This window comes from Nonomuraea sp. NPDC050540 (assembly GCF_044457485.1).
Taxonomy (GTDB): domain Bacteria; phylum Actinomycetota; class Actinomycetes; order Streptosporangiales; family Streptosporangiaceae; genus Nonomuraea.
The window spans coordinates 834,038-847,037 of sequence record NZ_JBITHA010000003.1; the positions used below are offsets into that span (position 1 = coordinate 834,038).

Below are 13,000 nucleotides of genomic sequence, written 5' to 3' on the forward strand. Positions count from 1 at the left end.
GGGCGGCCAGGCAACTGACAGGGCATGACCCAAGGCCGACCCGCCGCGGCGCTGGCCCGGCTCGCGTTGCCCGCGCTGGTCGTCGGCGTCGCCTGCAGCCTCATCCTGATGGTGGTCGACGTCGCCGCCGAAGCGCTGCAGGAGGTGCTGTGGCACCACCTGCCCGCGGCGCTGGGCCTGGACGGCGCCGCGCCCTGGTGGACGCTGGCCATTCTCACCCTGACCGGCCTGGCTGTCGGGCTCGTGGTGTGGAAGATCCCCACGGGCCCCGACCCGGCCACCGAGGGACTGGTGGGCGAGCCGCTGCCGGTGTCCGTCGTTCCCGGCATGCTGCTGGCCACCGCGCTCACCCTCGCCGGCGGCGTCAGCCTCGGACCGGAGAACCCGATCACCGCCGCCAACATCGCCCTGGCAGTCGCGGTGGGCGTGCGCCTGCTTCCCGGCATCAAGGCGCCGGTCTGGCTGGGCCTGGCCGCGGCCGGGACGATCGGCGCGCTGTTCGGCACGCCCGTGGCCGCCGCGCTGATCCTGTCGGAGCTGACGCTCGGCCCGAAGGACGTGCCGCTGTGGGACCGCCTGTTCGCGCCGCTGGTCGCGGCCGGCGCCGGGGCGATCACCACCGTCCTCATCGCCAGCCCGGTCTTCCACCTGGGCCTGCCCGACTACTCCATACAGCCCTTCGACCTGCTCAGCGGCATGGTCCTCGCGTGCGTGTCGGTCCTCGCGGGGCTGGCGGCCGTCTACGCCTTCCCGCACGTCCACCGCCTGTTCCACCTCATCCGCCACCCCGTGCCCCGGCTGACGCTGGCCGGCGTGGCGCTCGGCGTCGCCGGGATGATCGGCGGCCAGATCACCCTGTTCAAGGGCCTGGCGGAGATGAAGGAACTGGTCGCCTCCTCCTACGGCGCCGCCTCCCTGGCCCTGATCATCCTGGTGAAGCTCGCCGCCCTCCTCATCGCCGCCACCGCGGCCTTCATCGGCGGCCGGATCTTCCCCGCGGTCTTCATCGGCGTCGCGCTCGGCCTGCTCGCCTCCGCCCTGGTGCCCGGCGTGCCGCTGCCGCTGGCCGTCGCCTGCGGCGTGCTCGGCGTGACCCTCGCCGTGACCCAGCAGGGCTGGCTGAGCCTGTTCATGGCCGTGGCCGTCGTCACCGACCTCGACCTGATCCCCGTGCTCTGCCTGGCCCTGCTGCCCGCGTGGCTGCTGGTCACCGGGCGCCCTCAGATGATCATCGAAGAGAAGACGTGAAGAACGCCCGCAGGTCGGCGACCAGCAGCTCAGGCCGCTCCATCGACAGGAAGTGGCCGCCCTCGCCGAGTTCGGTCCAGCGCACGACGTTGTGGTCGCGCTCGGCCCACGGCCGGATCGTCACGTCGTGGGCCGTGACCAGCACCCCGGTCGGCACCTCGCCGCGCTCGGGCGCGTCGCCCCATTCGACGGCCGAGATCTCCTCGTAGTAGATCTGCGCGGCCGAGCCCGCCGTGCCGGTCAGCCAGTAGATCGAGACGTCGGTCAGCATGCTGTCGCGGTCGATGCTCTCCTCCGGCAGGCCGTCCTCCGGGAGGGTGAGCTCCTTGAACTTCTCCATGATCCAGGCGAGCTGGCCGGCCGGCGAGTCGTTCAGGCCGTAGGCCACGGTCTGCGGGCGCTTGGAGTTGCACTGCAGGTAGCCGTCGTTGAAGTTCTCCATGCGCTCCCACCGGCCCCGCTCGAGCGCCGACAGCCCGTCCATCTCGCCCTCGGCGCCGGCCGGGAACGTGATCATCCCGTTCATGTGCACGCCGACCACGCGCCCCGGATCCTGCCTGCCGATCGCCGGGGCCACCCAGGAGCCGGTGTCGTAGCCGTGCGCGCCGTACCGGTCGTAGCCGAGCTCGGCCATGAGGCGCACGAACAACCCCGCCATCCTGGCCGCGTTCATGCCCGGCCCCGCCAGCGGCGTCGAGAACCCGAAGCCCGGCAGCGACGGGATCACCAGGTGGAAGGCGGCCGACGGGTCGCCGCCGTGGGCGCGCGGGTCCGACAGCGGGCCGATCACGTCGAGGAAGTCCGTCACCGCGCCCGGCCAGCCGTGCAGCAGGAGCAGCGGCGTCGCGTCCGGCTCGGGGGAGCGGACGTGCAGGAAGTGGATGTTCTGCCCGTCGATCGCGGTGAGGTACTGCGGGTGCTCGTTGAGCGCCGCCTCGTGCGCCCGCCAGTCATAACCGGTACGCCAGTAGCCGGCCAGCTCCCGCAGGTACTCCACCGGCACGCCCCGGCTCCAGCCGACGCCGGGCAGCTCGTCCGGCCAGCGGGTCGCGGCCAGGCGGGCGGCCAGGTCGTCGAGCCGCGCCTGCGGGATCTCCACGCGGAAGGGACGGATGCTCATCGCTGTTCCTCTCGTTCGGTCGTTCACCCCTTGGGCGCGAGACGCGCTCTGGCATCCGCTAGATCCGATGTAGCGTGACGGCGGCTGACGGACAGGACCGCCTTGCCGGGGACGTTCCTGCCGAGCAGGGCGGCCGCCTTCCTCGGCGGGCTGCGCGCGATCGCGGAAGGCAACGCCGTCCTGCGCGGACGACAAGTTCACCGACCCGAGCCACCGCTTCTGGCACGCCCACCTGACTTCCCTGCTGGTAGGCGCGGGCCCCGACCCCGGCTTCCTCGCCCACGCCCTGCTCGCCCTCTTCGACGGCGCGCTGACCCGGCACGTGGGACCGGGCCGCTTCACCGACTCCGTCAAGAACCTCGCCGCCACCCTGATCTAGCCCGCGAAGGTGAAGCAGGCTGTAGTGACGGTGCCCAGGCGTGGCTTGGAGACTGGGCGGCATGCGCGAACGATCGACCGCGGTGTGGCGCGGGCTTCGATATCTGCTGGTCAACCTGGTCTGCGGGCTCGCCACCCTGCCGCTGTTGCCGCTCGCGGCTCTCCCGGCGGCGGCGCCCGCGTTACGGCGGTGGGCGGCCTGGAACCGGCGGCGCGCGGCGGCCCTCCTCGGGGTTCCCGCTCCGCTCACGGGCCCGGGGCGGTGGTGGGGCCCCGAGTTCGCGCTCACCGGGGCGCTCATCGGGTTCGCCGCCTTCCTCGCCGCCGGCAGGGTCGTGGCGGTACCGGTCTGGTGGCTGTACCCGGCGGAGCGGCCGCTCGTGCTGCTGGCGCCGGTGGACGGGTGGGGGCCCGCGCTCGGGTTCGGCGCCCTCGCGCTGGCGCTCCTGGTCGCGGGAGCGCCGCCGGTGGCCCGCCGGCATGCCCGCCGGACCCTGGCCGGGCCCGCCGACCTGGACCGGCTCACCGAGCGGGTCGCGGAGCTGGGTGAGAGCCGCGCCGCCGTACTGGACGCTCATGGGGCGGAACTGCGCCGCATCGAACGCGACCTGCACGACGGCACCCAGGCCCGGCTGGTCGCGCTGGCCATCAGGCTCGGCGTCGCCAGGGAGGCGCTCGGCGAGCGCGGACCGGTCGCCGGCCTGCTGCGGGAGGCGCACGAGGGCGCGGAGGAGGCGATGGTGGAGCTACGCGAGGTGATCCGCACCATGTACCCGCCGATCCTGGCCGACCGCGGGCTCGGCGGCGCGCTCGCGGCGCTCGGCGCACGGTGCGACGTCCCGCTCGACCTGCGCCTGGACAAGGCCGGCGACCTGCCGGCCGCGCTGGAGGCCGCGGCGTACTTCATCGTGGCCGAGGCCCTCACCAACGTCGCCAAGCACAGCCGCGCGAGCCGGGTCGCCGTCCGCGTCGAGCGCGCGGGCGGCATCCTGCTCATCGAGGTTGCCGACGACGGCGTGGGCGGCCTGGACGAGACGCGCGGTACCGGCGTCGTCGGCATCCGCCGCCGCGCCGCCGCCCTCGACGGCGCGCTCCGGGTGAGCAGCCCGCACGGCGGCCCGACGCGCTTGGTGGTGGAGCTGCCGTGCGCGTCGTGATCGCCGAGGACAACGTCCTGCTGTCGTCCGGGGTCGAGCTCCTGCTCGCCGCCAAGGGCATCGACGTGCCGGAGACCGCCACCGACGGGCCCGGGTTCGTCGCCGCCGTGCGGCGCCATCGCCCCGACGTGACCATCGTGGACGTACGGCTGCCGCCCACCTTCCGCGACGAGGGCATCAGGGCGGCCCTGGAAGCCCGGCGCGCCGTCCCCGGCCTGCCGATCCTGGTGCTGTCGCAGTACGTCGAGCGCGTCTACGCCCGCGAACTGCTCGCCGACGGCGGCGGCGCGGTCGGCTACCTGCTCAAGGACCGCGTCGTCCGGGTGAGCGAGTTCGTCGCCGCGCTGCGCACGGTCGCGGCGGGCGGCACCGTCATGGACCCGGAGGTCGTCGCCCAGCTCATGTCCGGCCGCGAACGCCGCATCGACGCCCTCACCGCCCGCGAGCGCGAGGTCCTCACGCTCATGGCGCAGGGCCGCGGCAACGCCGACATCGGCGCCCGGCTCACGATCACCGGCAGCGCCGTGCACAAGCACATCGGCAACATCTTCACCAAGCTCGGCCTGCCGCCCGAGGAGGGCGGCCACCGCCGCGTGCTCGCCGTCCTGGCCTTTCTCGGCAGCGAGCGCTGAAAACCCCACCATCGAAGGAGCTCTCCTTGCGTGTCTTCGCGCGCTTCACCGCGGCCGCACTCGCCGCCGCGACCCTCCTGTCCGCCGTCCCCGCGGCCGCCACCGGCGGCGTCCGCGCCGAGTTGCGGCGCCATCTGCGGGACGCGGTCGCCGGCGGTTCGCTCGCCGTCCTGGCCGAGGTGCGAACGGCCGGCCGTACACACAGGCTGGCCGAAGGCAGGATCCGGTACGGCCGGTCGCAACCGGCCCAGGCGGCGGGCAGATTCAGGATCGGCAGCCTGACCAAGGCGTTCACCGCCACCGTCGTCCTGCAACTGGCCGCCGAGGGCCGCCTCACCCTGGCCGACCCGCTCGCCAGGTGGCTGCCCGGCGCCGTCCGCGAGGGCGAGCGCGTCACGCTGAGGGACCTGCTGCGGCACACCAGCGGCATCCCCGACTACTTCCCCACGCTCCTCGACGCCGCGGGCAACCCGCGCGAGCCCCTGCGCACCTGGCGCGAGCAGGAGCTGGTGGGCCTGGCCGAAAAGCTGCCCCGCACCCCCGAAACGTTCTCCTACTCCAACACCAACTACGTGCTGCTCGGCATGGTCATCCGGGCCGTCACCGGACGCGGCTACGCCACGGAGATCACCGAACGCGTCATCAGGCCCGCCGGGCTGACCCGGACGTCCGCCCCGGACACGGTGCCGTCGATCAAGGGCCCGCACCCGCACGCCCACGCCCTCACCGGCGGCGTCGTCACCGACATCACCGCGCTCAGCCCGACCGTCCTCGGCGCGGCCGGCGGCATGGTGTCCACCACCGCCGACCTCAACCGCTTCATGCGCGCCCTGCTCGGAGGAGAACTGCTGCCGCCGGCCTGGCTCGCCGAGATGAAGAAGCCCCTGCCCGGCGGCTCCTACGGGCTGGGCCTGGCGAGCGTCCGGCTGCCCTGCGGCACCTTCTACGGCCAGGCCGGCGGCGTCGCGGGCTACTTCGCCGCCGCCTTCCGCAGCGAGGACGGCCGGCGCGAGGTCGGCCTGGCGGCCACGCCGTACACGGGGGACCCGGGCCGCGCGCTCAACACCCTGCTGGCCCGGACCGCCTGCGAAAGTGGCGAGCCGTCGGCGTGAGGGCGGCGGCCGCCGGGGCCAGGAAGCAGACCAGGGCGCAGGCCGCCAGCACCGGGGCGGCGCCGAAGGACTCCATGGCCGGGGCCAGGACGGCCAGGCCGACGGGGGCCAGGCCGTAGGAGAGCAGGAAGTCCAGCGACGAGACCCGCGCGAGCAGGCGCGGCTCCACCTCGCGCTGCGTCGCGGTGAACCACGGCACGTTGAACAGCTCGATGCCCAGCCCCGCCAGCAGGTACGCCCCCGCCACCAGCACCGGGCGCACCGGCAGCAACAGGCTGAGCGGCGCGCAGCCGTACAGGCCGAGACCGAGGAACGCGGCCCACCCCTGGGAGCGCGGCCGCCAGCGCGCCATGAGCAGTGCCCCCGCCAGCGCGCCCGCGGTGTAGGCGGTCAGGGCGGCGGCCAGCACCGCCTCCGTGCCGTAACGGTCGCGGCTGATCAGCGGGAGCGCGACGCCCGTGACCGAGTAGCCGGTGAAGACGACGGCGGTCAGCGCGGCCAGCCCGGCCAGGAACCACGGATGCCGCCGCGCCTCGCGCACGCCCTCGGCGAACTCCCTGAACAGCGCCACCGGCGCGGCGGCGGGTGCGGGGCGGCGGCCGCGGGGCGGCAGGAACGCGGCCAGCAGCCACAGCAGGCCGGTGCCGGTCAGCAGCGCCCAGGTGTCCAGGACGGTCGCGAGCAGCGCCGTCGCGGCGGGCGCCGCGAGCGTGGTGGCCCGCACCGCCAGCGTGATGGCGGCGTTCGCGCGCTGGCGCCCGTCCTCGTCGACCACCTCCGCGGTCAGCGCCTGGAAGGCGGGCCGGCAGGCGCCCTGGCCCGCGCCGGCGACCGCGGCGGCCACGCTCATGAGCAGGAGCGAGCGGCCGAGACCCAGGGCGATGACCGGCGTGGCCAGCGCGGCGGCCAGCCCCGCCCACAGGACGACGGCGCGGCGCGAGTACCGGTCGGCGAGCACGCCGCCGAGCGGCACCGCGAGCAGGAACCCGGCGGTCCTGGCGGCCAGGACGATTCCGAGGCCGGTCGCGGTGAGGCCGCGGTCGAGGACCGCCAGCGCCAGCACGAACGGCAGCGCCCACGTCGCCAGCCCGGAGGCGGTCGTGCCCGCCCACAGCCGCGCGAACGCCGGGTCGCGCAGGACGGTCGCCGTGCTCACCCGGGCAGCCCGCGCAGGTAGGAGGCGAAGCCCTCCAGGCCGTCGATGTTGCGCGGCCCGCTGATGCCCTCGTTGTAGTCCAGGACGTGGAAGCGGTTGTGGACGACGGCGGGCAGCTTGGCCGTCACCGGCGACTCCTTCAGGAACCGGATCTTCTCCGCGGCGGGCCGGTCGCCGTAGTCGAGGATGATGATGACCTCGGGTTGGGCCGCCACGACCGCCTCCCAGGTGACCTCGCTCCAGCGGGCGTCCAGGCCGGCGAAGACGTTGCGGCCGCCGGCGAAGCGGATGATGTCGTTCGGCGGCACCTGGCCGCCGGCGGTGAAGGGCTTGTCGGTGCCCGAGTCGTAGAGGAAGACGGGCACGGGCTCGCCCTTCGGCGCCTGGGCGCGTACCGCCTCGACCCGCTTTCTGTAGCCGGCGACCAGCGCGCGGGCGCGGTCCTCGACGTGGAAGATCTGGCCGAGGCGTTCGAGGTCGGTGTAGAGGCCCTCGAACGGCTCGACGCGTTCGGGGAAGCCGGGGTAGTTGAAGCACGACTCGGCGTGCATGAAGCTCTGGATCTTCAGCCCGTCCAGGATGGCCGGGGTGATGCCGCGCTGGTCGCTGAAGCCCGAACGCCATCCGGCCACCACGAAGTCGGACTTGGCCTCGACGACCAGTTCGCGGTTGAGCAGGTCGTCGCTGAGGAGCTTGACCTTCGCGTACTCGGCGGCCCAGGGCGACTCCTCGACCGGCGGGTTGGCGGGCGGCATCACGTAGCCGTGCACGTGCGCGGTGAGCCCGAGCGCGAACATCTTGTCCGCGCTGCCCGCCTCGTAGACGACGGCGCGGCGCGGGGTCGTGTACTCGACCTCCTGCCCGCACCGCTTGACGCGCGCCTTCTCCGATACGGCGGCGCCGCCCTCGACCCGGGCGCCGCAACCGGCGAGCAGCAGGGTCCCGGTCAGGGCGCAGGCGGTCAGCATGCGGTTCACGCGGTGGTTCCTTCCAGATGGGCGGATCCCAGGTCGTACAGGACCTGGGGCACGCCGGTGAGGGGATGGGGGACGACGCTGGCCTCGACGCCGAAGACGTCGCGCAGCAGCGCCTCGGTGAGGACCTCGCCGGGTGTCCCGGCGCTCACGAGCCGGCCGCCGGACAGCACGGCCAGCCGGTCGCAGGCCGAGGCGGCGAGGTTGAGGTCGTGCAGGGTGACCAGCGCGGTGTGGCCGGCGGCGCGCAGCAACGACAGCAGCCTGATCTGGTGGTGCAGGTCGAGGTGGTTGGTCGGCTCGTCGAGGATGAGCACCCGCGGCTCCTGGGCGAGCGCGCGGGCCACGAGCACCCGCTGGCGCTCGCCGCCCGACAGCGACAGCACGCCGCGCCCGGCCAGGTGCGCGACCTCCATGCTCTCCATCGCCCGGCGGCACACGTCGCGGTCGTGCGCGCCCAGCGCCCGGTTGCCGCGCAGATGCGGGACCCGGCCGAGTGCCACGGTCTCCTCGACGGTGAAGTCGAGGTCGGTGTGACCCTCCTGGGTGAGCGCGCCGACCAGCCGGGCGGACTCGCGCATCGGCATGGCGGTCACGTCCCGGCCGTCCACGCGCACCGCTCCGGCGCTCGGCCGCAGCGCGCGGTACACGCAGCGCAGGGTGGTGGTCTTGCCCGAGCCGTTGGGGCCGACCAGGCCCACGACCTGGCCGGGCGCGACCGTCAGGCACAGGCCGCCGACGAGGTCGGCCGCGCCCGCGGAGACGGACAGGCCGTCAAGGAGCAGGGCCATGTCAGGCCCGGCCGAACAGGTAGCCGCGCCGGCGCAGCAGCGTGACGAACACGGGCACGCCGACCAGGGCGGTGATCACGCCGATCGGCAGTTCCCTGGGCGCGACCACGGTCCGCGCGAGGAGGTCGGCCCACACCATGAAGATCGCGCCGGCCAAGGGGGCGATCGTGAGCACGCGGGTGTGGGCGGCGCCCACCAGCAGCCGGACCAGGTGGGGCATGACCAGGCCGACGAAGCCGATCGCGCCGCTGACCGCGACCATCGCCCCGGTGGCCAGGGAGGTGAGCACGAACAGGCCGCGGCGCAGCCGTACCGTGTCGACGCCGAGGCCGGCGGCGCTCTCGTCACCCTGCGCGAGCACGTCGAGGCGGCGGCCGAGCCCGCGCAGGACGACGAGCGCGGCCAGCGTGACGGCGGCGATGACGGGCAGGGCGCCCCAGGTCGCCGCGCCGAACCCGCCCATCGACCAGTACAGGACCGTGCTGGTGGCCTCGCCGTCCGGCGCGAAGTAGACGATCACGCTCATCACGGCCTGGAAGCCGAACGCCGCCGCCACCCCGGTCAGCACGAGCCGCAGCGGCGCCAGGCCGCCGCCCTGCCGGGCGACGAAGTAGACGAGGGCGGAGGCGAGCAGGGCGCCGAGGAAGGCGCCGGCGCTGACGGCGTAGATGCCGAGCGCGGTGAGCGCGCCGGTGACGCCGACCAGCACGGCGCCGGCCGAGGCCCCGGAGGAGACGCCGAGCACGAACGGGTCGGCCAGCGCGTTGCGCACCATGGCCTGGATCGCCACGCCGGCCGCGCTGAGCCCGGCCCCGACCAGCACCGCGAGGATCACGCGCGGGGTGCGCACCTGCCAGACGATCTGGTACGTGGTCACCTCGTCCGGCGTGATCGCGGCGCCGGACAGGGCCGCCCAGAGGTAGCGCAGGGTCTGCCCGGGCGGCACCGCCGCGGCGCCGACGCCGATCGCCAGCAGCACCGAGACCGCGAGGACCGCGGTCAGTAAGAGGACAAGGGATCGCAAGATTGACTCCGATAACGACAATCATTTTCACGCGACCCTATCACCGGCGGAGCGGCCCGGGGGACGGCTACATGATCAGCTCAGCGCCTCCCTCGCAGCCGGTCCAGGAAGCCCCTGGCCTTCTGCCGTGTGCGGGGGTCGCGGGCCAGCCGCTTCGCCTTCTCGACGTTCTGCCTGCCACGCGGGCTGCGCAGGTACGCGCGCACCCGATCGATGATGGTCGCCATGCGCCTCCCCCTACCCCCGTGGAGCGGTCTATGCGCCGGGCGAGATCTTGATGGGCGCGGAACGGGTGAGGTAGACAGGGGTGCCCAACCGTCGCGAGAGGACCCCATGAGCCGCTACGCACTGGTCGGCGCCCGGGTCGTGCTGGCCCGCACGATCGACGCCGACCTGGCCGTGCTGGTCCGCGACGGCGAGATCGAGGCGCTGATGCCGTACGGGCAACTGCCGCCCGGCCTCACCCGCCTGGACGCGGGCGGGTGCTACCTGACCCCCGGCCTCATCGACCTGCACACGCACGGCGCCGCCGGGCACGGCTTCGACACCCCGGACGCCGCCGGGTACGACGCCGTCCTGGCGGCCCACGCCCGCTCCGGCGTCACCGCGGTGCAGGCGTCGCTGGCCACCTCCGCGCTGTCACACCTGGCCGAGTGCCTGTCCTTCGCCGCGGGCTACCGCCCGTCCGGCGTCCGGCTGATCGGGGTCCACCTGGAAGGACCGTTCCTGGCGCCGGAACAGGCCGGGGCGCACGACCCGGCGCTGCTGCGCCATCCCCGGCCGGAGGACGTGAAGGCCCTGCTGCGGGCCGGGTCGCCGACGATGGTCACGCTCGCCCCCGAACTGCCGGGCGGGATCGCGGCCACGCGGGCGTTCGCCGGGGCGGGCGCGGTCGTGGCCATCGGGCACAGCCAGGCGGCCGGGGCGGAGTTCGCCGCCGGGGTGGCCGCCGGGGCCACGCACCTGACCCATCTGTGGAGCGGGCAGTCCGCGCTGCGCCGCGAGGGGCCGTGGCGGGTGCCGGGACTACTGGAGGAGTCGCTCGCCTCCACCGGGCTGAGCGCCGAGGTCATCGCCGACGACCGGCACCTGCCGCCCGGACTGCTGCGCATCGCCTACCGGTGCCTGGGCGGGCGGCTGACCGTGGTCTCCGACTCGACGCCGGGGCTGGGGCTGGCGGACGGCACGCCGTACCGGCTGGGCAATCTGTGCTGCGTCGTCGAGGACGGCGTCGGCATGCTGCCCGACCGCACCGCCTTCGCCGGGAGCACGACCGGGCTCGACCGCATGCTCGGCCACCTGCGCCGGGCGGCCGGGCTGAGCGTGCCCGAGACCGTCGCCACCGCGACCCGGGTGCCTGCCGCGGTGCTCGGGCTGCGCCGCCAGGGCACGCTGCGCCCCGGCGGCCACGCCGACCTGGCCCTGCTCGACGACGACCTGACCGCGAGGGCCACCGTCGTCGGCGGACGCTGGCTCATGGACCTCGACGGCGTGGCCGGTGAAGGGGAGCTCACGCGCTGAGCGGGATCCACTCCACGCTCGTGGTGCACGCCTCCAGCGCCTCGGGATCGGGCGCGACGCCGATGCCGGGGCCTTGCGGCACGGGCAGTTCGCCGCCGTCCAGGACGAACGGGCGGGTGATGTCGCGGTGGTAGTAGCGCTCGGTGGCCGAGATGTCGCCCGGCAGCGTGAAGCCGGGCAGGCTGGCCAGCGCCAGGTTGGCCGCCCTGCCCAGGCCGGTCTCCAGCATGCCGCCGCACCAGACGGGCACCCCGTTGGCCTCGGCCACGTCGTGCACCCGCCGGGCCTCCAGGTAGCCGCCGACGCGGCCCGGCTTGATGTTGATGATCGAGCAGGCGCCCGTCCTGATCGCCTCGGCGGCGTCGCGGGCACTGGTGATGCTCTCGTCCAGGCACACGGGGGTGTCGAGGCGGGCGGCGAGCGCCGCGTGCGAGCGCAGGTCGTCCGGCGCGAAGGGCTGCTCGATCAGCGTCAGCCCGTACGCGTCCAGCTTGGCCAGATGCCGCAGGTCGGCCGGGGTGTAGGCGGTGTTGGCGTCCACGGTCAGCATCACGCCGGGGCCGAACGTCTCGCGCACCGCCCTGACCGGCTCCAGGTCCCAGCCGGGCTCGATCTTCAGCTTGATCCGGGCGTAACCGGCGGTCAGGTGCTTGTCCACGGTGTCCAGCAGCGCGTCCACGCTCTCGGCGATGCCCACCGAGACGCCCACGCGCAGGCGCCGCCGTACCCCGCCGAGGTGCTCGGCGAGGCTGACGCCGTGGGCCCGCAGCCAGCAGTCCAGCACCGCCGTCTCCACGGCGGCCTTGGCCATGACGTGGCCGCGCAGATGTCGCAGGGCCGGCCCGACGGCGGCGGGGTCCAGGCCGGGCGACGCGAGGGCCGGCAGCGCGAAGCGCCTGATCAGGTCCGCGGCTCCCGCCAGGTACTCGGGGGAGTAGGTCGGCTCGTCCTCGGCCGCGCACTCGCCCCACCCCTCGGTCTCGCCGCTCACCACGCGCACGAGCAGCGCGCCGCGCTCGTGCTGCGTGCCCAGCGAGGTACGGAACGGGCTGACCAGCGGCAGCGCCACCTCACGCAGTTCGACGCCGTCGATCTTCACTTCTCGCCTCCCCTGGCCAACAGGTACCATCCGCCGCGGGTGAACCCGGTGACCTCGTAGCCCCGGGCCAGCGCGCCGCCGAGCCCGTCCTCCATCGCCGCGCGCCACCGCAGCGCCTCCCGCGGCTCGGCCGCCCGCAGCGCCTCCACGTCGGCCGGCGTCGCGCACCGCAGCACGCCCGCGTCGTCATGACCGTGTACGGTCCCCGACTCGTCGACCACGACCACGCCCCGCTCGGCCCCGTCGGGCGCGGGGGAGGGGTCGGCGGTCCACGTCGGCCAGGTCACGAACAGCCGGTCGGAGGGCCCGCCGTCGTTGATGCCGTCGTGCATCGGCCCGTAGAAGTCGGGCAGGTACGCCGCCACCCGCGCGCCCAGCCTGGCCAGGTTGAAGAACGCGTTCCTCCTGACCAGCGGGTCGAAGGTCCAGGAGACGGCGTTCAGGCCGCGATCGGCCGCCCACGCCCGCTGGTGCTCCTTCAGCGCCCTGCCGACGCCACGCCCGCGCGCGCCCGACGCCACGCCCGCCACGTGCGAGTGCAGGCTGCGGTCGCCCGCGATGAACCCGGCCGCCACGCCCGCGAGCTCGCCGTCCAGGAAGGCGCCGCCCACGTACCCGCCGGTGTGGGCGAAGGCGCACATCAGGTCGAGCGCGAGCGGCGGGTCGTCGCCGGGTCTGGTCCCCCAGACCTCGCGCAGCAGTCGGTCGGCCCGCCGCAGCGCAGCGGTGCCGTCAAGGGAACGGATGAGGAGTTCGGCCATGGACCACAGCATCGCGGCGCGCGCCCG

Annotated in this window: 13 protein-coding genes; 5 read left to right on the top strand and 8 right to left on the bottom strand. The window is 74.5% G+C overall.

Annotation, left to right across the window (positions count from 1 at the left end; translation table 11 throughout):
* Positions 1-24: 24 nt before the first annotated feature.
* Positions 25-1,248 (top strand): ion channel protein, encoded by a 1,224-nt coding sequence (locus ACIBI5_RS14235; protein WP_397246695.1) that lies wholly within the window; start codon positions 25-27, stop codon positions 1,246-1,248.
* Here ACIBI5_RS14235 and ACIBI5_RS14240 read toward each other — a convergent pair.
* Positions 1,229-2,368, bottom strand: coding sequence for an epoxide hydrolase family protein (locus ACIBI5_RS14240; RefSeq protein WP_397246697.1), 1,140 nt, complete (start codon positions 2,366-2,368; stop codon positions 1,229-1,231). The genes ACIBI5_RS14235 and ACIBI5_RS14240 overlap by 20 nt on opposite strands.
* 440 nt (positions 2,369-2,808) lie before the next feature.
* On the opposite strand from ACIBI5_RS14240, the gene ACIBI5_RS14245 reads away from it, so the two are divergent.
* The 3 genes from ACIBI5_RS14245 to ACIBI5_RS14255 are packed head-to-tail and all read left to right on the top strand — an operon-like array spanning position 2,809 to position 5,647.
* Complete coding sequence (locus ACIBI5_RS14245) at positions 2,809-3,903, top strand: sensor histidine kinase (RefSeq protein WP_397246699.1); 1,095 nt, start codon at positions 2,809-2,811, stop codon at positions 3,901-3,903.
* Complete coding sequence (locus ACIBI5_RS14250) at positions 3,891-4,535, top strand: LuxR C-terminal-related transcriptional regulator (RefSeq protein WP_397246701.1); 645 nt, start codon at positions 3,891-3,893, stop codon at positions 4,533-4,535. The genes ACIBI5_RS14245 and ACIBI5_RS14250 overlap by 13 nt, the downstream gene beginning before the upstream one ends.
* Positions 4,536-4,561: 26 nt before the next feature.
* Positions 4,562-5,647 (top strand): serine hydrolase domain-containing protein, encoded by a 1,086-nt coding sequence (locus ACIBI5_RS14255; RefSeq protein ID WP_397246703.1) that lies wholly within the window; start codon positions 4,562-4,564, stop codon positions 5,645-5,647.
* Here ACIBI5_RS14255 and ACIBI5_RS14260 read toward each other — a convergent pair.
* From ACIBI5_RS14260 to ACIBI5_RS14280, 5 genes are all read right to left on the bottom strand, one after another.
* Positions 5,595-6,803, bottom strand: a complete 1,209-nt coding sequence (locus ACIBI5_RS14260; protein WP_397246705.1) for an MFS transporter — start codon at positions 6,801-6,803, stop codon at positions 5,595-5,597. The genes ACIBI5_RS14255 and ACIBI5_RS14260 overlap by 53 nt on opposite strands.
* The gene (locus tag ACIBI5_RS14265; RefSeq protein ID WP_397246807.1) at positions 6,800-7,771 is read right to left on the bottom strand and encodes an ABC transporter substrate-binding protein; all 972 of its coding nucleotides are present in this window, start codon (positions 7,769-7,771) and stop codon (positions 6,800-6,802) included. Before ACIBI5_RS14265 ends, ACIBI5_RS14260 begins: the two co-directional genes overlap by 4 nt.
* 5 nt (positions 7,772-7,776) lie before the next feature.
* Positions 7,777-8,568 carry an ABC transporter ATP-binding protein gene (locus ACIBI5_RS14270; protein WP_397246707.1) on the bottom strand — a complete coding sequence of 264 codons (792 nt, stop codon included), beginning with the start codon at positions 8,566-8,568 and terminating at the stop codon, positions 7,777-7,779.
* Position 8,569: 1 nt separating this feature from the next.
* On the bottom strand, positions 8,570-9,592 hold the full coding sequence (locus ACIBI5_RS14275; RefSeq protein WP_397246709.1) for a FecCD family ABC transporter permease: 1,023 nt from the start codon (positions 9,590-9,592) through the stop codon (positions 8,570-8,572).
* Positions 9,593-9,672: 80 nt separating this feature from the next.
* Positions 9,673-9,819 carry a hypothetical protein gene (locus ACIBI5_RS14280; RefSeq protein WP_397246711.1) on the bottom strand — a complete coding sequence of 49 codons (147 nt, stop codon included), beginning with the start codon at positions 9,817-9,819 and terminating at the stop codon, positions 9,673-9,675.
* A gap of 106 nt (positions 9,820-9,925) precedes the next feature.
* Here ACIBI5_RS14280 and ACIBI5_RS14285 point away from each other — a divergent pair, with 106 nt between their 5' ends.
* Positions 9,926-11,113 carry an N-acetylglucosamine-6-phosphate deacetylase gene (locus tag ACIBI5_RS14285; RefSeq protein ID WP_397246713.1) on the top strand — a complete coding sequence of 396 codons (1,188 nt, stop codon included), beginning with the start codon at positions 9,926-9,928 and terminating at the stop codon, positions 11,111-11,113.
* On the opposite strand, the gene menC is transcribed toward ACIBI5_RS14285, so the two are convergent.
* Both menC and ACIBI5_RS14295 read right to left on the bottom strand, forming a co-directional pair.
* Positions 11,103-12,212 (bottom strand): o-succinylbenzoate synthase, encoded by a 1,110-nt coding sequence (gene menC, locus ACIBI5_RS14290; RefSeq protein WP_397246715.1) that lies wholly within the window; start codon positions 12,210-12,212, stop codon positions 11,103-11,105. The two genes, ACIBI5_RS14285 and menC, sit on opposite strands and share 11 nt — an antisense overlap.
* Positions 12,209-12,973: a GNAT family N-acetyltransferase gene (locus ACIBI5_RS14295; RefSeq protein ID WP_397246717.1), complete on the bottom strand. Its 765-nt coding sequence runs from the start codon at positions 12,971-12,973 to the stop codon at positions 12,209-12,211. Before ACIBI5_RS14295 ends, menC begins: the two co-directional genes overlap by 4 nt.
* Between the last annotated feature and the right edge of the window lie 27 nt (positions 12,974-13,000).

Excerpts from the sequence above, each read along its gene's own strand:
- ACIBI5_RS14235 (WP_397246695.1), top strand. The coding sequence starts at position 25 with ATGACCCAAGGCCGACCCGCCGCGGCGCTGGCCCGGCTCGCGTTGCCC.
- ACIBI5_RS14240 (WP_397246697.1), bottom strand. The coding sequence starts at position 2,368 with ATGAGCATCCGTCCCTTCCGCGTGGAGATCCCGCAGGCGCGGCTCGAC.
- ACIBI5_RS14245 (WP_397246699.1), top strand. The coding sequence starts at position 2,809 with ATGCGCGAACGATCGACCGCGGTGTGGCGCGGGCTTCGATATCTGCTG.
- ACIBI5_RS14265 (WP_397246807.1), bottom strand. The coding sequence starts at position 7,771 with ATGCTGACCGCCTGCGCCCTGACCGGGACCCTGCTGCTCGCCGGTTGC.
- ACIBI5_RS14270 (WP_397246707.1), bottom strand. The coding sequence starts at position 8,568 with ATGGCCCTGCTCCTTGACGGCCTGTCCGTCTCCGCGGGCGCGGCCGAC.
- ACIBI5_RS14280 (WP_397246711.1), bottom strand. The coding sequence starts at position 9,819 with ATGGCGACCATCATCGATCGGGTGCGCGCGTACCTGCGCAGCCCGCGT.
- ACIBI5_RS14285 (WP_397246713.1), top strand. The coding sequence starts at position 9,926 with ATGAGCCGCTACGCACTGGTCGGCGCCCGGGTCGTGCTGGCCCGCACG.
- ACIBI5_RS14295 (WP_397246717.1), bottom strand. The coding sequence starts at position 12,973 with ATGGCCGAACTCCTCATCCGTTCCCTTGACGGCACCGCTGCGCTGCGG.